This is a genomic window from Shewanella marinintestina (genome assembly GCF_023283845.1).
Lineage (GTDB): Bacteria > Pseudomonadota > Gammaproteobacteria > Enterobacterales > Shewanellaceae > Shewanella > Shewanella marinintestina.
In genome coordinates this window covers 84,034-106,297 of record NZ_JAKILC010000014.1, presented here as the reverse complement: position 1 = coordinate 106,297, position 22,264 = coordinate 84,034, and the positions used below count along the sequence as shown (strand labels likewise).

Below are 22,264 nucleotides of genomic sequence, written 5' to 3'. Positions count from 1 at the left end.
TTTTCAAGGATGTTAGGTAGTATTGTAAATGAATCTGTATTTTAGACTGGTATGGTTATTCTTATGGCGTATACGCCACTGTAAAAAAATTGGCTTTTTAGGTACCAGCAAACTGGCTTATCGCGCCTTACCTAGCGACTGTGACATTAATTTTCATTTGACCAATTCTCGCTACCCCGCTTTTATGGATCTAGCTCGTACCTATATGATGGCTGAAATGGGTTTTTTGAAGCGTTTCATTAAGCTGGGTTGGATGCCAATTGTTAATGCTGCTGAATTTACTTATATCCGTGATATTAAACCATTTGCTCAGTTTGAAATTGAAACTAAGTTGGTGGGTTGGGATGAGAAGTACTTTTATATTGAGCAACGTTTTGTCAGTGAGCGCGGCTTGCACTGTATTGCCCATGTGCGAGGGGTGTTTGTGTGTAAACGTAAGCAGGTACCAATTCCTACCATGCTTGCAGAGGTTGGCTATGAGCAAGCTGCGCCAGAAATGCCTGCAGAGGTCGTAAAGTGGAAAGCATTTTTACAGCTTAAAAAAGAACGTAACTTACCGCCAGTACCATCAGAGCCTGTAGAGTTTAAGTCTGCGAGTTAAAGCTTTTTTGACACAATCGGTTAGGTATGTGCGCGTTGTTCACTTTGGTCACCTGTAGCTAAAGTGAGCTCTATTTCTTCTATCACTTGGTTTACAGATCCCCTTAACTTAGCTTGGATCCAATAGCGGCCTATATTTTGGTAATCAAGTAGATGTAATTCATGCTCTAGTGCGTAAAGGCAAGGAATGAATGCGCAATCTGCTAGTGAAAAGCTATCACCACATACCCAATGATTATCTGCTAGGCGATGGTCTATATTGTCTAGTATCGATAACAGGTCTTTTTCCAGCTGCTTAGTATTAATTTGGTTGTTAGTTGCTTTGGCTGCTAGCCATAAATCAATATTGGGATCTAACAACATATCGCATTGTCTGTCGTATTGACGCACGTATAAGGCTTGGGTTTTCTCGATTGGAATAAGTTGGGTGCCTGAGCTGATGTAGTTATCGAGATATTCGATAATAATTGTGGCATCGTTGAAAGACTCGCCGGTTTGTATGTTGAGTAAAGGAAGGCGGCTAGAACGGTTTATTTGCAGAAAACTACGCCTACTGAATGCGTTGTGAAGATCGATAATATGCGGATAAAAGCTTGCTTGCTTTTCATAGAGTGCAATCAATGTTTTTTGTGACTGGCGTGCCAGCGGGTGGTAATACAGATCCATAGCTTATTTCAGTTCGTAAATTGGGTAGTTACTATTAACTCTAGTCGTTAATATTAGGAGTCTCAACGCCACGCAAAATGCGCGGTACAGATAATGGACTGACTAATTCGGTAATCATTTTTTGCTTCAAACGCTTACTTGCTAACCTTGAGCGTTTAATTAGCGTGTGTTTTTTTAGATTGAGAAAGAATATGAGTCAAATTGAAAAGTTTGCTGCCATTTATACAAGGGCCGCAGAACGAAAAGGTGGTGATGCCGGATTAGAAGCTTTACTGCCGAGTGGCTTGAGTGATCAAGAGCTAACTCAATATAGTGACGCACAGTTGTTATCTGAGATCAGCAAAAAGGTATTTCAAAGCGGCTTTGTTTGGCGCATCGTTGAGGCTAAATGGCCCGAATATGAAAAGGCATTTTTTGGTTTTGAGCCTTTTAAAGTATTGATGCTGTCACCGGAACAATTACAAGAGCGTGCTAGCGATCCTAAGCTTATCCGTCACCTGAAAAAAACCATGGCGATTTATGATAATGCGCACATGGTTAACGATATTGCTCGTGAGCATGGCAGTCTAGCTAAGTTCATTGCTGATTGGCCAAGTGAAGACATTACCGGCTTGTGGGCTCTACTTAAGCGCAAAGGTGTGCGCTTAGGAGGAAACACCGGGCCTTACTTTTTGCGCTCAATGGGTAAGGACACCTTTTTATTAACCAATGATGTGCAAGGATACCTAAAAAGCCACGGTCTTGTGGATTATGGCTTTAGCTCAAAAGCGGGCATGAAGCAGGTGCAAGAGGTGTTTAATCATTGGCAACAAGAGTCTGGAAGAAGCTTGGCAGACATCAGCAGAGTATTGGCATGTAGCGTTGGAGACAACCGAATTTAGTGTTCACTACCAATGCTGAAATAACTAAGTGATTTAAACCTGCTAAGCGCTTTAAAGTAATGCTAAGTTAATGTTAATAAGCTATATCTTAATAGGTTGTGCTTAAACTAAGGGCTAACATGTTTTGGCTAGTTACGCCGCTGTTAACATAACTGAAACATACGTGGCTGATTTTATGCAAATATTTTCATTAGCTTACAATTTTAACGGGCATTTTTCTTGTTGGCTTGCGCCCATTATGAGATAAAGGTCCGTTATATATTCGACAAAAAAATATGCTTCCAAAGGTGGGTTTGACGGCACTTTCTGCTTTCAAAAAAAATATTACCGAGTAGATGGCTTTTATTAGGAGTTCTCATGCGGCAAATAGTGAAAATTGCCTCTGTTTTAAGTGTGGCGTTATGGATAACTGGCTGTGAGCAAAAACCTGAGCAAGGACCACAGCAACGTGGACCTATGGAAGTTGGTGCTCTGACAGTTACAGCTAAACCTCAATCGATTATGGTTGAATTACCAGGTCGCAGTAAGGCGTATTTGGAAGCAGAAGTGCGTCCACAGGTTAGCGGTATCATTATGACCCGTGGGTTTACTGAAGGTAGAGATGTCGAAAAAGGGCAGTCTTTATATCAGATCGAACCATCTACATATGAAGCGGCGCTTGTTAGCGCAGAAGCAGATCTTACTAGCGCAAATGCAAGTCTAGTATCAGCTAAAGCTAAAGCTGTGCGTTTTGAGAAGCTAGTTAAGCTTAATTCTATTAGTGAGCAAGACTATGATGAAGCTGATGCTGCTTACAAAGAAGCGATGGCGCGTGTAACCGTTGCTAAAGCGGCAATTAACACAGCAAAAATCAACCTTGAATACACTAAAGTTACCGCACCGATTTCTGGTCGTGTTGGTAAGTCTGATGTCACTCCTGGTGCCCTTGTTACTGCAAATCAAAGCCAAACATTAGCTACGATTCAGCAGCTTGACCCAATTAACATTGATATTGCTCAATCGAGCGCGCAAATGTTACGTCTTAAGTCACAACTTAAACGTGGTCAAATTGAAGCCGCTGCAAACGCAAATGTAGAGCTAATCCTTGAAGACGGTACGCCATACGGTCAAACCGGTGTGTTGCAGTTTGCTGAAGTGACGGTTAATGAAAACACGGGTTCAGTTATTATCCGTGCAGAGTTTCCTAATCCGGATGGCGTGTTAATGCCTGGCATGTATGTACGTGCTGTGCTGAATACGGGAACTGATCCTGAAGCGATTCTAGTACCACAAAAAGCCATTACTCGTAACACCAAAGGTCAAGCGGTAGCTATGGTGATTGAAGATGGCAAAGTGGCTGCACGTATCGTGACAACTGCTGAAGTGATTGATAACCAATGGCGTATTATTGATGGCTTAAAAGTAGGCGATCAACTAATCGTTGAAGGTTTACAGAAAATTCGTCCAGGCGCTCCGGTAAAAGCTGGTCCTTTGGTCGCTGACAAGAAACCAGAAACACAACAGAAATAGGGCAGAGTTATGGCACGTTTCTTTATCGATCGCCCAATTTTTGCATGGGTGATCGCTATTATTGTGATGCTGGCGGGTGTGCTCTCAATTGTGGGCTTACCAGTATCGCAGTATCCAAGCATTGCACCACCATCAGTGGTGATCAGTGCTGTTTACCCTGGCGCATCAGCCAAGACGATGGAAGACTCAGTAACCCAGGTTATTGAGCAGCGAATGACGGGTCTAGATCACCTTCGCTATATTACATCGACTAGTGATAGCTTTGGTAATGCGCAAATTACACTTACCTTTAACGCTGAGGCTGATCCTGACATCGCGCAGGTACAGGTGCAAAACAAGCTACAGCTTGCTATGCCACTGCTACCACAAGAAGTACAGGCTCAAGGTGTTAACGTAAGTAAGTCGAGTGCAGGCTTCTTGATGGTAGCGGGTTTCGTATCAGAAGATGGCTCTCTCGATAAAAATGATATTGCCGATTATGTTGGCTCAAACATTCAGGATCCGCTAAGTCGTGTACCTGGTGTGGGTACTATCGAGCTATTTGGCGCGCAATATGCGATGCGTATTTGGCTAGACCCTCTGAAACTGACTCAATATAACCTGACAAGCCAAGATATTATTGCATCGATCCGTGAGCAAAATGCTCAGGTATCAGCAGGTCAATTAGGTGGTGCACCATCGGTTGCAGGCCAAGAGCTAAACGCAACGGTATCGGCACAAAGCCGTTTACAAAACGCTGAGCAGTTTAAAAAGATCATCATTAAAGCTGACACTTCAGGTGCGAAAGTATTCCTAGAAGATGTAGCGCGTGTTGAGCTGGGTGCAGAAAGCTACGCGGTTGAGTCATTTTACAATGGCAAACCTGCGGCTGGTATTGGTATTCAGCTAGCAACCGGTGCTAACGCATTGGCAACTGCTGAAGGCGTGCGAGCAAAAATCAATGAGATGAAGCCATTCTTCCCTGATGGGATGGAAGTGGTTTATCCGTATGACACAACCCCATTCGTTGAGAAATCAATCGAAGGTGTTGTCCATACGCTACTCGAAGCTGTAGTACTTGTATTCTTGATCATGTACCTGTTCTTGCAGAACTTCCGGGCAACGCTAATCCCAACAATTGCGGTACCAGTTGTATTGCTAGGTACTTTTGCGATTTTGGCTGCAGCAGGCTTCTCAATTAACACCTTAACCATGTTCGCTATGGTACTGGCAATCGGTCTTCTGGTAGATGACGCGATTGTTGTGGTGGAGAACGTCGAACGTGTAATGCAGGAGGAGGGCCTCAGTCCGATTGAGGCTACCAAGAAATCGATGGATCAAATCACTGGTGCGCTAGTGGGTATTGGTCTAACGCTGTCAGCTGTATTTGTACCGATGGCATTTATGTCTGGTTCAACCGGTGTTATTTATCGTCAGTTCTCAATTACGATTGTGTCAGCAATGGCGCTATCTGTAATGGTGGCAATTATTCTAACTCCGGCACTTTGTGCGACCATGCTTAAGCCAATCGCCAAAGGTGAAAGCCACGTTAAAACCGGTTTCTTTGGTTGGTTTAACCGTAAGTTTGATGCATTGACCTCACGCTATGAGGCTAGTGTCGCAGCTATGATTAAGCGCACTGGTCGTACTATGATGGTTTACCTAGCCATTACGGTTGCAGTGGGCTGGATCTTCATGCGTATGCCTACAGCATTCTTACCAGACGAAGACCAAGGGATCTTGTTTACGCAGGCTATTTTGCCAGTGAACTCGACGCAGCAAGAAACCAAGGCTGTACTAGAGCGTGTTACTGATTTTTACTTGAATGAAGAAGGCAACAACGTTAAGTCAGTATTTAGCGTATCAGGCTTTAGTTTCGCGGGTAATGGTCAAAACATGGGTATTGCGTTCGTTGGTCTTAAAGACTGGGCAGAACGTAGTGAACCAGGTCAAGACGTACAGTCAGTTGCTAACCGAGCCATGGGCATGTTTATGGGGATGAAAGAAGCCTTTGTATTCGCCTTTGTTCCGCCAGCGGTAATTGAGTTAGGTACGGCTAACGGTTTCGACTTCTACTTGCAGGACAAGAATGGTCAAGGCCATGAAAAGCTGGTTGAAGCGCGTAACATGTTACTAGGTATGGCTGCACAGAATCCGAACCTAGTGGGCGTACGTCCTAACGGTCAGGAAGATGCGCCACTTTATCAAGTTCATATCGATCACGGTAAATTACGTGCATTAGGTATTGATATTGATTCAGTGAACAGCGTACTGGGAACAGCTTGGGGTGGTAACTACGTTAACGACTTTATCGACCGTGGTCGTGTGAAGAAAGTTTACGTGCAAGGTGAAGCCGAATATCGTATGCAGCCAGAAGATTTAGACTCTTGGTATGTACGTAACGATAAAGGCGAAATGGTTCCATTCTCAGCATTCGCTTCGGGTAGTTGGCAGTATGGTTCTCCACGTCTAGAACGTTTCGGTGGTTTACCAGCGATGAACATTCAAGGTGGTACGGCACCTGGTTATAGTACCGGTGCAGCAATGGATGACATTGAAGCTATGGCTAAGAAGCTTCCACCAGGATTTGGTATCGAGTGGAACGGTCTTTCTTATGAAGAACGTCTATCGGGTAACCAAGCGCCAATGTTGTATGCCTTGTCTATTGTGGTGGTATTCTTAGTACTAGCTGCACTTTACGAGAGCTGGTCGGTACCATTTGCGGTAGTACTCGTTGTACCTCTGGGTATTATCGGGGCCTTGATTGCGATGAATGGTCGTGGCTTACCAAACGACGTATTCTTCCAAGTAGGTCTGCTAACTACTGTGGGTCTGGCAACCAAGAACGCCATCTTGATTGTGGAATTCGCTAAAGAGTTCTATGAGAAAGGTGCAGGACTTGTTGAAGCGACGCTACATGCGGTTCGAGTACGTTTACGTCCAATCTTGATGACGTCTTTAGCATTCGGCCTAGGTGTTGTACCACTTGCTATCAGTAGCGGTGTTGGTTCTGGTAGCCAGAACGCCATCGGTACTGCGGTACTTGGCGGTATGATGAGCTCGACCTTTATGGGGATCTTCTTTATCCCAATCTTCTTCGTCATTGTTGAGCGTATGTTCAGTAAGCGCGAACGAGATGCAGCGAAAGCAGCAAAGGCAGAAGCTAAAGCCGCTAAAGCGAACAAATAACCTAAAGGTTACAGAGTTCACTCGCTAACACTAAAAAGCCCAGCAAATGCTGGGCTTTTTGTTATTAAAAGATAGGAGCTAGGACGGTGCTACGCACCTAGGAGGACCTAGGACCTAGGACGTTCGCAGGCTCACTGCTAGGACGGTGCTACGCACCTGCGAGGAAAAGCTAACAGCTTAACAGCTAAAGCCTACTCATAGTGCTTGGAATCTTTTGGTTGTTGCTTTCCTAGGTCCTAGAACCTCGGGCCTAGGATCTATCTTCTAATCCTTTCGCAGGCTCACTGCTAGGAAAAGCCAAAAGCAAAGGCTTAAGCTGGCTTATGGCGGCTGTAATCTTTTGATTGTTGCTTTGCCTAGGTCCTAGAACCTATCTTTTAAGACGTATCGGACAGCTTAGTAATAGATCGTCGTTGTCTAATGTGCGTACCTGACATTCTGTTGCTGTTATTAAGCCGTATGCAGCAAGGCCATTATTGCGCGGAATAGTGGTTGAACCTGGATTGAATAACAAAATATCATCGCGATACTCAGCAACAGGAATATGGCTATGACCATAAAGTAAGGCGTCACCGCTTTGCAGTGGTGGTAGGTTATCTGGGTTATAAATATGGCCATGGGTTAAGAATAAACGCATTTGTGGTAGCAGCACATGAGCGTAGCTAGCAGTGATGGGAAACTGCAGTAATGCTTGGTCGACTTCGCTATCGCAGTTGCCACGTACGGCAATGATTTTAGCGCTGTAGGCATTTAACGCTTCTGCTGTCGCAACTGGATTATAACCGTCAGGAATGGTGTTACGCGGTCCATGATTAAGTAAGTCACCTAACAGAATAAGGTGGTCAGCACTGGATGCTTCAAAGCGAGCTAACATAGCTTGGGTTGCTGGCAAACTTCCGTGTAAATCAGAAGCGATAAATAGTTTCATAAGCGAGGGTTAGCTCTACAGACAATAGTAACAAGGCGGTTAATACGACCTTGTTCGGTGTGGATTTTGCTAATTATAGTCGCTAACTCCTAGAGCGAGTGTGAGATAAGACTAAAAAGGCTTAGCAAATAAATTGCTAAGCCTTTTTTCTATTGCAATAAAGCTCAACCTTTAAGGCGTGTAATAAGTCGCTGCACCTGGGCCAACTGGTAGGCCAATCACGAATACCCAGATAAAGAAGAAGCAGGTCCAACCGATAAAGAATACGATTGAATAAGGCAGCATGGTGGCAACTAGCGTACCAATACCTAGGTTCTTTTTGTACTGCGAAGCAACGGCCAAAATTAATCCAAAGTAACTCATCATCGGAGTGATGAGGTTGGTTACTGAGTCACCAATTCGGTAAGCAGCCTGAATCGTTTCCGGCGCGTAACCCACTAGCATCAACATAGGCACGAAGATAGGTGCGGTTACTGCCCACTGGGCTGAAGCACTACCTAGCATTAAGTTGATAAAGCCACACATCATAATAAACAACACGAATACCAGTGGGCCTGTAAGGCCAACAGCATTTAGTGCGTCTGCGCCAGATACAGCCAACACAGCACCTAAGTTAGTCCACTTAAAGAAAGCCACAAACTGCGACGCAAAGAACACTAAAACGATATACATGCCCATGCTACTCATACTGCTAGACATAGCATTAATGACATCAATATCGCGCTTCATACTGCCTACAACACGGCCATAGACTAAGCCTGGAATGGCAAAACACACAAAAATAAACGCTACAATTCCTTTAAGGAAAGGCGAGCCGGCAACTAAACCGGTTTCTTGATTTCGAAGTGGTGCACCTTCTGGAATAATGGTTAGCGCCAGAATTGCTGACATCACAAGTACAGTTAAACCGGCGATTTTAAGGCCCTTTTTCTCAAGGGCACTTACTGTATCCATCTTCTGTTCGCTAAGGTCAATCGCTGCTTCGCTAGCATCGTATTTACCTAGTTTGGGCTCAACAATTTTCTCGGTAACGAATGCACCTAAGAAGGTGATTAAGAAGGTTGAGACAAACATAAAGTACCAGTTTACTTCAGGGCCAACTAGGTAGTCTGGATCGATCATTTGCGCTGCTGCTTCGGTGATCCCTGAAAGCAGAGGATCCACTGTGCCAAGCAATAAGTTGGCGCTGTAACCACCCGATACACCGGCGAATGCGGCTGCAAGACCCGCTAGAGGGTGACGACCTAAGGAGTGAAAGATCATCGCTGCCATTGGAATCAATACCACATAACCAAGTTCAGATGCGGTGTTTGATACGATACCGGCAAACACTAAGGTGAGTGTTACCAAGCGCTTAGATGCGCCCATTACCAGCAAACGCATGGCGGCAGATAATAAGCCTGAACGGTCGGCAATACCTACACCCAATAAGGCTACAAGCACGGTTCCAAGAGGGGTAAAGCCGGTAAAGTTAGTCACCAAATTGGAGACTATCATTCTAAGGCCTTCGGCATTCATTAAGCTGACTACATGAATTAAGCCATCGGCACTGCGACCTGATGCACCTTCTGGGCGTGGATCGACAACGGTTAATTCAAAGTAACCAGCGATTCCGCTAATCACTACAACTGCAGCGCAGAACATGGCAAAAAGAGTAATAGGGTGAGGCAGCAAGTTACCTAGGCGTTCAACGACATTAAGGAAGCGGACAAACCAACCACTCGGCTGATTATTAGGATCGGAAGGGACATCACCTGGCAAAGGCAGGCTGTCGCCATTATTGGAGCTCATAGGGTCTTCCTTTAATAATTATTATTTTGTTATTTTTATTCTACTTATGTGCGGCAAGAGTAGCTACTAATAAGGACTTCTTGTTAAGCCAATGTGGCATGATGGCGAGATATAATTAATTAAACCTTAAATCGGTTGGTTTTATGGTTTTTACTATGGGTTGGCATTACCTGAATAGGTACGGTTTTACTGCTACTTTGTGGCTTTTTTTCTTAGTGAGCGGAGATAATTTTTGGCTAAAAAAAAGGACTCATATTGAATGAGTCCAAAAGGGATGATTCGCTGTTTCCGTTGGGAGTGGAATTACTATAGCTAGGGTTAGCTGTATCAAAGCTGAATGGACGAAATGAGCAAGATTAACCCTTGTTAATCTTGCTTATCTTTATAAATAAATACAGCTTGAGCCTTTTGTTTTTCTATCTGGTTTATTGTTTTTTAGGCAAAAAAAAGGACTCATTTTTGAATGAGTCCAAAGGGGATATATGAATTACATGTCCGTTGGGGATGTGATTAATATAGCTAAGGCAAGCTGTACTAACACTGAATAAAGTATCAACAACTTAGCAAGATAAAATGATTGTGATGTTTTTTTGGAAGCGAGCTTGGGTAGCAAATAGATGCAAACAAAGAAGTAGTAATAAAGTTAAATAAAAGTGCCAATTAGTTTGTGTATTTAGTAGGATAAAGTGAGAAAATCGAAGAGATAACTATTTAGTTGTATAAAAAAGCACTACTTGGTGATGATGTTTCGTCGTTGATTTTTAACGTTTTTATTAAACCACCAGTGCAAATGGTGTACACCTTGGTTGACTTTCAATTGCTTAGGTTAAATCAATGGCTAAAGTCAGAAAAGTCTGACTTCTCCCTGCATTTTTCTAGGCTATTTAAATGAGTTTTGTGTTTACCAGGTTAAAAAATACCGCTAAAAGTCAGGTTGGCTGATACGTTAGATACTGGATTTCATGGCTTAAATCAGTAACAGTATTGGCGGCAAGTAGAAGGTATTTGACAGTTTCAATCCTACAACCATGGATTCGCTCCAAACTATATAAATAAAAAAAGAACAGACAGGAAGTACAAATGGAAGGGATATTATTAGGCTTAGGCCTTGCCGTGATTATCGGTTACCTGTGGTATGTGAGTTTAATTAAAAAGCGCAATACGGGGCGTGAGGCTCTATCGGGCATTGATGTACAGCTAAAAAAGCGCTCCAACTTAGTGCCTAATATTCTTAAAATTGCTCAAAAGTATATGGACCATGAAAAGTCCTTACTGACAGAAATCACTGAGTTAAGAGCCCTTGCTACCAAGGGATATAATGAAAGCGATCCCCGTTCGGTAAAAAATCATCTTGAGGTTTCTGAAAAGCTCAACCAAAAGGTGTCACAGCTGATGGTGTCGGTAGAAAATTATCCCGAACTCAAATCTGACAATACCATGCTGCAAGCAATGCAGACTTACAATGAAGTTGAAGCGCAATTATCTGCAGCTCGACGCTTTTATAACTCCGCTGTATCTGAACTTAATACTGCGGTAGAAATTTTCCCTGGTTCGATTATTGCTAAGATGGCTAATGTAAAAGTGATGCCTTTCTATGAGGCTGATGAAGCAGCAAAAGCCCCTGTAGATGCGGCTGACTTCCTAAAGTAATGATTAATAATCGTTAACACTTATTTAATTTTTGGCCGTTTGAAGGTGTTAATTCTTAGGGGTTATAGACATTATGCATCTGCTTTCCTTTGTGTTCGGTGCGCCAATTAGGGCTATTCGTAATAGTAATAATCTAGTGGCTGACCCTGCTGAAATTGCGCAATTCAAACAATATTATCAGCAGCATTTAGAGCCGCTGACCAGTAAGTTTGAAAATGCTCGTGTCGCGAGTTTAAAGGCTTGTCGTCAGCGTTTGTACCTTTGCGCTGCTATCTACCTTGGTATTGTTATTTTGGCGTTTATGTTTATGCCATATATGCACTTATCTGAGCCATTGATGGTTTATTTTATCGGCCTCGTTGTATTGGCTTTACCGCTTGTATGGTGGCTCTACAACCCAATAAAACATTATAAAAAAGACGTAAAACTCAAGATTTACCCACTGATTTTTAAGTACTTCGGTCAAGACTTTATTTTCAGCGTCGATCATAAAATGAGCCTGTCTGCGCTAAAGGCTTCAAAGTTATTACCCTATTATGAAGACGCGAACTTTTTTGACTATGTACAAGGTACCTATAACGGAGTTGAGATAGCCTTAAATGAATTACACCTGACTAAACAAATTAGGCGTGATAAATCCACCGATACGGTGAGTGTATTTAAAGGCGTCATGATAGAGCTCAGTAGTCATAAAGATTTTCGGGGACACACTGTGGTGGTTAAAACCCGTGGTGGTTTAGTTAATTTCCTATCGGATTCATTTAAAGGCTTGGAGCGAGTTAGGCTAGAAGATCCGGTTTTTGAAAAGCAATTTGATGTGTTTTCTACTGATCAAATTGAGGCGCGCTATCTGCTTACTGTGAGTTTTATGCAGCGTTTGCAGGCACTATCGGCTAGTTTTGACAATAAAATTCAATGCGCTTTTTACCGTAATCAGCTACTGATTATGTTGGGGAGTAAGGATGATCGTTTTGAGATGGCCTCTATATTTAAGCCCGCGACATTTCAATACGAATTTAGTCAGATTAATAAAGAGATGAAGCAGTTATTCGCTATAGTTGATGTGTTGCAATTGGAACGGGCGACAGGTTTATGATTAAACAAGGATACTTGGTTGGATTACTATTGTTATCGGCAAATGTCATCGCTGAGGTTAGTAAACCGCACTTTGTTGCTAAGCCTTCAGATAAAAGCGTTTTAGGTAAAGCGTCTGAATCAAGTAAAGCAGCGGTAAGTGCTAATGTGAGTCAAGAAACTAAGCAAGGCGATAAAGTTTACCACTATCGCACTGCAGACGGCGGGTTGGCTTTTTCTGATAGAGCGCCAGAGGAAGGTCATTATCAAGTATTGTTGTTCGATTGCTATGCTTGCTCGCCAAAATCCAATGTAAATTGGTTCTCTATACCGTTATTTACCACTCTTTATCAGCAGCAGATTGCCATTGCGGCCAAACGGTATCAACTTGATCCGGCATTAATTCGTGCCGTTATCCACGCAGAATCGGCCTTTAAGCCCGCAGCTTTATCAAAAGTTGGTGCACAAGGCTTGATGCAGTTAATGCCTGAAACGGCTAAAGAGCTCGGCGTAAATGATGCCTTTCATCCAGCGGAGAATATCCTTGCTGGTAGCCGTTATTTAGCCAACTTACTGGATAGATTTGATGGCGATATTGCTTTAGCTTGCGCAGCATACAACGCTGGAGCCTCTAGGGTTGAGCAGTATAAAGGCATACCACCCTACCCAGAAACTCAAGCATATGTAGAGCGAGTGCAAATACTGCTTAAACGTTATCGAAGTGCCTAGTGTTACGCTACTGCGACTTGGTTTAGCGGCAAGGTATGCGCTTGCTTAGCGCGAGAACGGATATCTAACCACACCATTGGCACTACAATTAAACATAAAGCGATGTTAGATAAAGGCATCGCCATCCACACGCCATTTACCCCTAAAAACTTAGGTAATATCATTAGAAATGGAAGCTGGATTAGCATATTGCCACAGGCAATAACCAGTGCTTTCACCCCTTGGTTGGTTGCCATAAAGTAGATGGACGAAAGTGCGATAAAACCATCTAGCGGCATAGCAAATAGGTGCATCTTTATGCCATCAATCGCAGTGGCTATAAGCAAAGGGTCATTATTGTTAAATAGCCCAACCATGGTTTCTGGTAACAGGTTTAGCAGCAATACCCAGCTGGTACCGGCAATTAAGGTTACCTTTACAGATAGCTTAAGCATCTTGTTAATATTTTCATGCTGCTCGGCACCGTAGTAATAACTCACGGGCGGCTGCATACCCTCAGCGATACCTTCTGCCACTAAGTAATACAACACCATCAAGTAACCAACAATGGCAAAAGCACCAACTGTCAGTGGCGTGCCATATTCAGTGAATAAGCGGTTATGCAGCGCGAATACAAAGCTAGTGTACAAGTACATAAATAGGCTTGAAGATCCTAATAGTACGATTTGCTTGGCAAAGGGAGCGTTAAACCAGCTAAATGTGCTCGACCAGTTAATGCTGCTTTTGGCTGAGCAAAAATAGATCAGGCCTAAAATACAAACTACGACTTGGGCACTAATGGTCGCTATTGATGCGCCCAATAAACCAAAGTCGAATACGCCTATCAATAGATAGTCGAGAGCGATATTGATAAACGCACCTAACACCATTAAGCCGGTGGCGAAGTTAGGGCTTTCATCATTACGGATGAGTAGTGGCAAGGCTGAGGCGATAACCGTAATCACTGCGCCCCAAGTGAATACGCCAATATATTCCTGCGCCATGACTAAGGTATTGCCAGCACCGCCTTGAGCTTCAAGGAAGAAATCGCTAAAGACGGCTAAAATTGTAGTCGATATGGCAGCTAAACCAAGCATAAGTATTAAGCTGCTAGTCAAAATAGTTGGTGCTGCGCGCGTGTCACCCTTACCGCGTTGAATCGACAGTAAGCTACCGCTACCCATGCCCACCATGATGCCAAAACCCACCATAAAGTAGATCACTGGCCAAGCCATATTGATAGCCGCTAGTCCTTCAAAACCTATGTAATGGCCAATAAAAATACCGTCAACGATTTGGTATAAACCGTTAACTAGCATGGCGGCAATCGCTGGCAAGGTGTAACGCCAAAATGTGCGGCTAATGGACTGAGCTTGGGTGTTTTCGATGCTTGCTTCTAACATGGGAATATCAATATTGAACAATAAAGCTCGGCAAGTTACTCTGTATTTGAGATTGAATAAAGTTAGTTACTATCTGTTTTTGGTATAGGTGAGTAGGCGATGAACTGGACGATTGATGAGCTTAATGCATTTGTAAACTCGGTAAAGCTCGGCTCATTTTCCGCTGCCGCGCGCAAAATGGGCAAAGCGCAGTCGCGTATTAGTACGGCAATTAGTAACTTAGAGGCGGGGTTAGGCTTTGAGTTATTTGACCGCAGCGCTAGACTGCCACTGCTTACGACACTTGGTGAAGAGATGTATATTGAAGCGCAGTCAGTACTCGCTCAATGCCAACGCTTAAATGCCCGCGCAATGACGGTGACATCTGGTGAGGAAATCACCCTAACGGTTGCTATGGATGAAGCCGTTCCTGTGACCGCTTTTGAAGCTTTATTTCAGCGAATATCGACGCAATTCCCACTGCTTAAATTGACGATTATTAATGGATCGCAAGAGGACATCGCTGCATGGGTTGATGCAAAACGTGCTGATATCGGCATTATGTTTCACTCGTCGACCATGCTACCTGATTCACTCGACTTTATGTCGATAGGCCAGTTTAAACAGAGCTTAGTGGTTGCGCCATCTCACCCGCTAGCAGCCAGCCCCGCGCCGACATTAGAACAACTCATGCAATATCGGCAGCTAGCTATTTGCGATATTACTGGGCAATCGCAAACCCCGCCTTTGTCGGCAAATTATTGGTATATCGATAGCTACTATTACATAGTTGCTCTGGTATTGCAGGGCGTCGGCTGGGCGTTGGTGCCTGAGCATGTAGCTAAATCAGACTGGTATATTGAAGATCTTAGCGAGCTTTCAACTGAATATATAACTGAACCATTGCTGGTGGAAATGGGCGTAGTCAATCGCCGCGATAAACAAATAGGCCCGGTAATGCATTGGTTGTTTGATGAGTTGCATTCGGTGTTGCACTAGCGACATATCGTGATAGCTAGCAGACATACCTATTAACAATTCTTTACTGCTTGGCTCTGGTTTAGCTGCAGGATTTTGCTACTGTGTTGTTTAAAATAACAACAAAGAATGCACCTATTATGCTACCTACTTCCTCTATAAACAGCCGCGTGCTATCAAGCGTGGCAATGTTATCTCTTTTATTGCCTGCAGTCGCAATTGCTAAGCAAGGAACATCAAGTTCAGCAGCTCCTTCGATGGAAGACATGCGTTTATACGATATCGCTAACGCGGCCTCGGCGAGTCGTTTGCATAAAGATGTGGCTAAACTGGTGACCTTTGGCACGCGACATACTTTGTCTGAAACCGAGTCTGACACGCAAGGTATTGGCGCGGCAAGGCGTTGGATCCATGCTGAATTTGAGCAAATATCTAAAGACTGCGGTGGCTGTTTAGAGGTGATAAGTTTAAGTGATACCGTGACGGGGAAACGTATCCCTAATCCCACTGAAGTGGTTAATGTTATTGCCATTCAACGCGGCATGCTTGACCCAAAACGCGTGGTGATGATGAGTGGTGACATTGACTCACGTGTGACTGATGTGATGAACGCTAAATCCATTTCTCCCGGTGCTAATGATAACGCTTCTGGGGTTGCGGGTGCGATAGAAGCGGCGCGGGTGCTATCGCAGTATCAATTTGCAGGCACCATTGTTTATGCTGCGTTATCTGGTGAAGAGCAGGGCTTATATGGCGGTGCGACGCTAGCACAGTATGCTAAAGATAACGACTGGCGAGTTGAAGCGGTTCTTAATAACGACATGATAGGTAATATTGCCGGAATTAATGGCGTTATCGACAATCGTTCAGTGCGAGTGTTTTCAGAGGGAGTGCGCATTGCCGAAACACCTGATGAAGCTAAAGAACGTTACTTTAGTGGTGGCGAGAACGATTCTGCATCGCGAAATCTCGCTCGTAAGATTAAAACGTTAGCTGATCAATACATGACAAATCTCGATGTTATGTTGGTATACCGCTTAGATAGATTTGGCCGTGGTGGCCACCATTTACCGTTTAATAAAGCTGGGTTTCCAGCGGTACGGATTATGGAAACCAACGAACATTACGATCGGCAGCATCAGGATATCCGTGTAGAAAACGGCATTGCTTATGGTGATGTGATTGAGGGGGTCGATTTTGATTTTAACGCCAAACTGACCGCCCTTAATGCGATTAGTTTAGCCTCTATGGCGTGGGCGCCAGCGCCGCCAACTGAAGTGACCATAGCGGGTAAAGTCTCTGCTAATACTACATTAAGTTGGCAGCCAAGTGATGCGCAAGACATAGTGGGTTACCGTGTCTTTTGGCGCTTAACTACAGAGCCTGAATGGACCCATAGCCGCTATGTTGGTAAGGTCGAGTCATTCACCTTGAATAATATGGTAATCGATAACTACCTATATGGGGTTGCCAGTGTGAGTGCCAATGGCAATGCAAGTCCAGTTGTTTTCCCCGGCGCTGCAGGCGCATTTTAAAGCGACCTGATTGAGTCGTTTTTTGAATAATTAGATCAAGGATTTATGCAAAAGCTTATGAAAGAGCTAGTACAAAGGACTGTGATTATATTGTTGATCAGCACAGCAATAACAGGGTGTTCATCAAACTCAATGACTAATGCTGGCTGTGACTTTGTCAGTGGCGCACATAGCAATGCGGAGCAAAGAGAGCAGCGGCAAGTGATTGGCGGCAGTTCGGAATCATCAGCGAATAATAGAGATACTGAGGTTGGGATCATCAATGCCATTTTCGGCGTGTTTAGTCGGCAAGCTAATGATGACGAAGAGTGTTTATAGGCATCAGGTACTAGGACGCTCGCAGGCTCACTGTTCGATAGGTACTAGGACGTTCGCAGGCTCACTGCTAGGATGGTGCTACGCACCTACGAGGACGCTAACAAGTTGGCTACTAGGAAAAGCTAAAAGCAAAGGCTTAAGCTGACTCATGGCAGCTGTAATCTTTTGATTGTAGTTTTTCCTAGGACCTAGGACCTTTCTTTGCTTTCCTAGGCTCTATCTTTTATTCCGGCACTTCTTGCTTAACCGTTGTTTTACCGCCGTTATGACCAATGCGACGCTCTAAATAATCCAGCATCTCTTTAGCGGTAGTATCTAGCTGCCAAGGTGGGTTAATGATCCACAGACCAGCTGCTGTCATGCCAAACTCATTACTATCAGGCTTAATCGCTTGCTCGATACGTAATTGGTTTTTAATGCCGCTTTCAGCTAATAGCTTCAGCATGCCTTCGGTTTGATCGCGATCTACAACCGGATACCACAACATAAACACACCGGTAGAAAAGCGTTTGTGGGCTTTAATAATGGCTTTAGCCACATCTTGGTAGTCGGTTTTGATTTCGTAACTTGGGTCAATCAAAATGACGCCGCGACGCTCAAGTGGCGGTACTGCAGCAATCAGGCCTTTAAGACCATCGCCTTTGATAACGCGTACAGCGCGATCACCGCTAAATTGCTCATCCAGGGTTAAGAAGTCAGTACCGTGCAGTTCGTGCAGTACCATGCGGTCTTTTTCACGCATGTTCATGTCAACAAAAGCAGGTGAGCCAGGGTAGAACTCTAACTCCGCTTTACCTTGGTTGAAGTGTTTTACATCTTCGATGTATTGCACTAAAGACTCTGGTAAGTCGGTTCTTTCCCACAGTCTGGCAACACCATCTAGGTATTCACCGGTTTTCTTTGAAAACTCATCAGTTAATGCGTAACCGCCAGCGCCTGCATGGGTGTCGATATAAGCCATAGGCTTATCTTTTTTGTGCATGAGTTTAAGCACTTGTAGCAAAATAGCGTGCTTGAGAACATCGGCATAATTGCCAGCGTGGTAGCCGTGACGATAACTTAACATTGCGTATAAACCAAAGATGAACAGAGCGCTGATTATATACCCAAACCGCACAGATGTGCAGAATTCAGTAGTCCCCGACCGTTCAGATTGAGGCCAATAGAGGCTATTTGATAGCTGATTGGCTCAAATAGTCGATCACAACTTAAGCGTTTGGCGCTGCATCCACATAATATTGTCACTCACTAGTGGCAGTTGCCATATCGCAGTGCCATCGTCTTGGTAGATGCGGTAGAAACTTAATTGCTCTTGCGTTAAGTGCTGTTTCCTTAGGGCAAGGTAAATAGTTTGCGCGGTATCAGACAGTGCATTGGGTGACGATAGGGTGGTTTTACCAATCTCGATATCAAAACGTTCGACAGTACGTTGTTGCCATTTCTCAGTCTTACGTTTGAAATGACCGCGAATTTCGTAACGGATCGGTGTGGTGTAACAGTCTTCGTCAGTGATACAGGCGGCGAAGTAAAAGATACCATTATCTGGTGCAAGGTTGACTAATGAGATGCGAATGTCGCTGCGAACAAGGCGATGATCGTCAATAGCGAAGTAAAGATCGCCATGATAGATCTGCTCTTTTAAATCCCCTTGATGCTTCTTAAGCTCCGGCAAATCCAACTTGTTATAGGTCTTCTGCTCCATCCTGATCTTAGTGGTTAAAAAGTCAGATAACTCTAGTTGGCTACCGTGCTCGGTTTCGCTACTGATATTAATTAGTTGCTTGCCACTGCATTGATTTTGTTGATAGTCAGGACAAATGGCAAAGCTGTCCATCTTGTCGCTGAGGAGTGCAAAACTGGTAAAGCTACTAAAAGGGGCTTGCCAATTAGGCTCGTCATTGATTTGGTTTTTTAAGCGCTTGTTGGTGCTGTCGGCGGATAATTGTGGCTGCTTAACGGCAGTGAAAACGCGAATATTACCGGCAATACTGCTTAGCTTACTGTTTACTAGGCTTTCGTTATAAGGCGCTTGATGGTGGTTAAGATAAGCGTAACTGAGCAAGATAACAGAGACGATAACCGCACCGGCAAACAGTAACGCAGCCTTGGGCTTTTTTAAGCGGTAGTGGTGATTGCTTTGAGCCGCGATATGCAACACATAACCATGCCTAGGAATGGTTTTAAATTCAACTTCAGGGTAGTTAGCCAGCTTTTTCCTAAGCACACTAATACACTGTTGCAGTGATGATGCAGACACCACTCTGTCTTGCCATCCCGCTTCTAGTAAGGCTTCGCGAGTAATTAGAGTACCTTGATGCTTGAGCATCAACTGTAGCACTGCGGTCTCGGCGAAGCTGAGTTCGATACGTGACGAGTCTTCAGCATCAACTAGATGTTGCTGAACCACGTTTAAGCTTAGCGTTGACGTTAGTTGCACAGGTATTCTCTAATAAAACAGATATCTAATTCAGTATATTCTGACCTTTATTACGGTGGAAATTGAAGCCCGTAAACTTTGATCCAGTTCCAGCTTTATGCAAAGGTTGCTGACTGGCTCAATAATATTTGTCGAACATTTAAAAAGTTGCAGCCCAACACAAAGTGCTGGGCTGCTTGATATCTTTTGCAGGGACATCAATTACTTTTTGGGTTGCATCTTAAAGGTTATGCACCTGTTTAAGGTTGTCTAGCGAGTGACAAACGGCGCACGCTTCAACTTGCAGCTCGTTAGCGGCAACGCCGAATCGACCACCGTTTTGCTCCATATGAGCACGTACGGCTTTGTTGATCACCATCTTACCGTTAGCGTCTTCTTGTTTGGCATGACACGCGTAACACGTCGCTGAAACGGGGGAGGTGTAAGCATCAACCGTGATATCGGTTGCTGGGTGAGCACGTGAATCTGGATCGTAGTCCAAGTCTAGTGCTAATGGACGACCCACAGCCGTTAGACGGTCAACGCCAAAGGTGTCGCCTTCGTGGCAGCGGTAACAGTTAGCTTTATCTGCTGGGAACTCGATATTACGCACGCCGTTGTCACGATCTTGAGTCGCTCGTTGATTGGTATGTAGTGAGTGCATCCATACTTTGTGATCAGGGTGGCTCACGGTTAACTGCTCAACATAATCCCAATCGCTTGGTTTAGTGTGCATTTCACGAATCGCCTGAGTCGGCGGCGTGTTCGGGTTATGGCACGCTAAGCATGGGTCAACGATATCAGCTGTAGAGCTTAAGAAACCTGGCTTACCACCTGGCATCATAGCGCGCTCTTCAAACGGACGAATATGCTCGCCTAACTCATCGTGATCGTGACCTGAGAAGCAAGTTGTATCGGCTAGTTCTTTGTTGATCTCCGTTTTGCGGCTGTGACAGCTACGGCAAGCAAGCTCGGTGTTGTCGTTAAACTCATCGTAACCATGGCAAGTACCACAAGTTTTGTTGCTAACAATTACCGGGCGTTTGGCTTCTGGTGCATCAGTTAGGCCATCTTTATCGAAGAACCAACGCTTGTTCGCTTCAGCGTTTTTAGTGTGGCCTGCTTGGTCACAGCTCACTAGGTTTTGTGCGCTATCGAAGCAGTAAATAAAGCGGTTAGTGATAAAGCCTGCATCATCAATTAAGTCGCCTGAGATGGCGTCTTGAGTAACAATTGGGCCCATTAAGTAAGTAAACACATTGTCTTGTGAGCCATGTAGCGGTGTACGCTCACGCTCGCCAGCGGGTGTGTTACCACTGCCGTCTTGGGTAATGTCTTTCTTGTTACTCTTAACAAAAATGCTGTAACCACGGCTGGTGGTAAAGTCTACAGAGGTGCCCCAGTTAACATATAGCTGCAGGTTCTTAATCCAATCGGCATCGGCAGGATTGTTGTTAGCAACGCTAATGCGTTCGCCTTGGCGGTCAAGCAGCGCAAAGCTGATTTCAGCGTAATGCTCACCATCTTGTTCAACCAGCTTGGCTTTTTCTAAGCTGATATTAACAATATTTCGCTGATCTTCTGCTACCGCGTTTTCTGACTTACTTAAATGTACCTCGTAGGTATTTTCAGGCGAGTGACAGGTCAAGCAGTTGCCATTATCAGGCTGGGTGCTGTGATCGTAAACAGGGTTAGTTGTCATGTCGTGACAGCTAGAACAGGTTTCACGCGTTGGTACTAGGTTCCAGTTGGTCGCTTGAAGCTCTGATTCGCTGACCTCTTTGCTATGACAGCTTGCACAATTGCCTAGCGCCTGAGGTGTTATACCAATATGCGCGGTGTGAGCCAATACCGGCCAAACCATCTCTGGGTTATCCATATTGTTGCTGGTGTGGCAACTTGCACAGTTTTCAATGTTAGCGCCGCCGTGCTTAATCGAGGCGATATCATCGTGACAGCTCAGGCACGAGCTACCGTCGATAATGCCGCGATTATCTGTGACTTCGCTACCATCCACTTTAAAGTCTGAGATAACTTCAGTTGCTGGAACATTTTCAGTTGCTAGTACGCTAAATAGGACGCGCTGGGTAAAGTCGCTGTTATGGCTTACATCGCCCATGGCAAGTGGCGCATTCATGGTGTAGCGGTAGCTACCGTCCATGTTATCAACTAAGGTACCTTCGCAGCCTTTAGCTGGTGAACAGGTTTCACCTGCGAGCTTTTGCCATTGTGAGCGCTCGCCTTCAATTTGTGGCAACAATTGTGCTGCGTTGACTTTAATTGCAGCAATTTTTATTACTGGAATAGCAAGTTCGTTCTCGGCGCTGAAGTCGATACTCAGTACGTTATCGGTAATAGTGGTGCTAGTCAGTGTTAGCGTTAATACTTCGGCTTGAGTGCTGGTGTTGCCGCCCGGCTGACCATCTTCGCCGTCTTTTCCGTCATCACCAGAACATGCGGTCATACCGATTGAGCATGCAGCAAGAAACGTGGCGTAGCACAGCTTCTTATTAAACGTTTTTGGATTCATCATCATTTTTATCCTACTTATTTCTTTTTAGAGCCGTTTGATTTATCAACGACAGAAAAAGTGTGCCTTAAGCAGATCGACTAGGATGTGAACATCTACCTACTTATAGTTATCTTGAAGTTTTTTAGGT

General features: G+C 44.3%; 17 protein-coding genes. 10 read left to right on the top strand and 7 right to left on the bottom strand.

The features are described 5' to 3' along the window. Positions 1-28: 28 nt before the first annotated feature. Entirely contained in the window at positions 29-601 is a 573-nt protein-coding gene (locus L2747_RS15165; protein WP_248999857.1) for a thioesterase family protein, read from the top strand. A 20-nt stretch (positions 602-621) separates the two neighbouring features. Here L2747_RS15165 and L2747_RS15160 read toward each other — a convergent pair whose 3' ends face one another. Continuing rightward, positions 622-1,266 (bottom strand): glutathione S-transferase family protein, encoded by a 645-nt coding sequence (locus L2747_RS15160; RefSeq protein ID WP_248999856.1) that lies wholly within the window; start codon positions 1,264-1,266, stop codon positions 622-624. 191 nt (positions 1,267-1,457) lie between these two features. Here L2747_RS15160 and L2747_RS15155 point away from each other — a divergent pair, with 191 nt between their 5' ends. From L2747_RS15155 to L2747_RS15145, 3 genes are all read left to right on the top strand, one after another. Further along, the gene (locus tag L2747_RS15155; protein ID WP_248999855.1) at positions 1,458-2,147 is read left to right on the top strand and encodes a DNA-3-methyladenine glycosylase I; all 690 of its coding nucleotides are present in this window, start codon (positions 1,458-1,460) and stop codon (positions 2,145-2,147) included. Positions 2,148-2,504: 357 nt separating this feature from the next. Then, positions 2,505-3,656, top strand: coding sequence for an efflux RND transporter periplasmic adaptor subunit (locus tag L2747_RS15150; protein WP_248999854.1), 1,152 nt, complete (start codon positions 2,505-2,507; stop codon positions 3,654-3,656). A gap of 9 nt (positions 3,657-3,665) precedes the next feature. Continuing rightward, positions 3,666-6,824, top strand: coding sequence for an efflux RND transporter permease subunit (locus L2747_RS15145; protein ID WP_248999853.1), 3,159 nt, complete (start codon positions 3,666-3,668; stop codon positions 6,822-6,824). 370 nt (positions 6,825-7,194) lie between these two features. On the opposite strand, the gene yfcE is transcribed toward L2747_RS15145, so the two are convergent. Both yfcE and L2747_RS15135 read right to left on the bottom strand, forming a co-directional pair. Next, positions 7,195-7,752: a phosphodiesterase gene (gene yfcE, locus L2747_RS15140; RefSeq protein WP_248999852.1), complete on the bottom strand. Its 558-nt coding sequence runs from the start codon at positions 7,750-7,752 to the stop codon at positions 7,195-7,197. Between the two features lie 171 nt (positions 7,753-7,923). Further along, positions 7,924-9,543: an AbgT family transporter gene (locus tag L2747_RS15135; RefSeq protein WP_248999851.1), complete on the bottom strand. Its 1,620-nt coding sequence runs from the start codon at positions 9,541-9,543 to the stop codon at positions 7,924-7,926. Positions 9,544-10,623: 1,080 nt separating this feature from the next. Here L2747_RS15135 and L2747_RS15130 point away from each other — a divergent pair. The 3 genes from L2747_RS15130 (at position 10,624) to L2747_RS15120 (ending at position 12,996) form a co-directional block, all read left to right on the top strand. Next, positions 10,624-11,193, top strand: coding sequence for a LemA family protein (locus L2747_RS15130; protein WP_248999850.1), 570 nt, complete (start codon positions 10,624-10,626; stop codon positions 11,191-11,193). A gap of 73 nt (positions 11,194-11,266) precedes the next feature. Further along, on the top strand, positions 11,267-12,289 hold the full coding sequence (locus L2747_RS15125; RefSeq protein WP_248999849.1) for a DUF3137 domain-containing protein: 1,023 nt from the start codon (positions 11,267-11,269) through the stop codon (positions 12,287-12,289). Then, on the top strand, positions 12,286-12,996 hold the full coding sequence (locus L2747_RS15120; protein ID WP_248999848.1) for a lytic transglycosylase domain-containing protein: 711 nt from the start codon (positions 12,286-12,288) through the stop codon (positions 12,994-12,996). Before L2747_RS15125 ends, L2747_RS15120 begins: the two co-directional genes overlap by 4 nt. Positions 12,997-12,998: 2 nt before the next feature. Here L2747_RS15120 and L2747_RS15115 read toward each other — a convergent pair whose 3' ends face one another. Continuing rightward, complete coding sequence (locus tag L2747_RS15115; protein WP_248999847.1) at positions 12,999-14,378, bottom strand: MATE family efflux transporter; 1,380 nt, start codon at positions 14,376-14,378, stop codon at positions 12,999-13,001. Positions 14,379-14,477: 99 nt separating this feature from the next. On the opposite strand from L2747_RS15115, the gene L2747_RS15110 reads away from it, so the two are divergent. The 3 genes from L2747_RS15110 (at position 14,478) to L2747_RS15100 (ending at position 17,188) form a co-directional block, all read left to right on the top strand. Then, a complete protein-coding gene (locus L2747_RS15110) occupies positions 14,478-15,356 on the top strand; it encodes a LysR family transcriptional regulator (protein WP_248999846.1) in 879 nt (292 codons plus the stop codon). A gap of 167 nt (positions 15,357-15,523) precedes the next feature. Next, positions 15,524-16,870 carry a M28 family peptidase gene (locus L2747_RS15105; RefSeq protein WP_248999845.1) on the top strand — a complete coding sequence of 449 codons (1,347 nt, stop codon included), beginning with the start codon at positions 15,524-15,526 and terminating at the stop codon, positions 16,868-16,870. A gap of 45 nt (positions 16,871-16,915) precedes the next feature. Then, complete coding sequence (locus L2747_RS15100; protein ID WP_248999844.1) at positions 16,916-17,188, top strand: hypothetical protein; 273 nt, start codon at positions 16,916-16,918, stop codon at positions 17,186-17,188. Between the two features lie 223 nt (positions 17,189-17,411). Here L2747_RS15100 and L2747_RS15095 read toward each other — a convergent pair whose 3' ends face one another. The 3 genes from L2747_RS15095 to L2747_RS15085 form a co-directional block, all read right to left on the bottom strand. Then, the gene (locus L2747_RS15095) at positions 17,412-18,254 is read right to left on the bottom strand and encodes a 23S rRNA (adenine(2030)-N(6))-methyltransferase RlmJ (RefSeq protein ID WP_248999843.1); all 843 of its coding nucleotides are present in this window, start codon (positions 18,252-18,254) and stop codon (positions 17,412-17,414) included. Between the two features lie 135 nt (positions 18,255-18,389). Then, positions 18,390-19,625, bottom strand: a complete 1,236-nt coding sequence (locus tag L2747_RS15090) for a winged helix-turn-helix domain-containing protein (RefSeq protein WP_248999842.1) — start codon at positions 19,623-19,625, stop codon at positions 18,390-18,392. 220 nt (positions 19,626-19,845) lie between these two features. Further along, complete coding sequence (locus L2747_RS15085) at positions 19,846-22,137, bottom strand: multiheme c-type cytochrome (RefSeq protein WP_248999841.1); 2,292 nt, start codon at positions 22,135-22,137, stop codon at positions 19,846-19,848. Positions 22,138-22,264 lie beyond the last annotated feature (127 nt).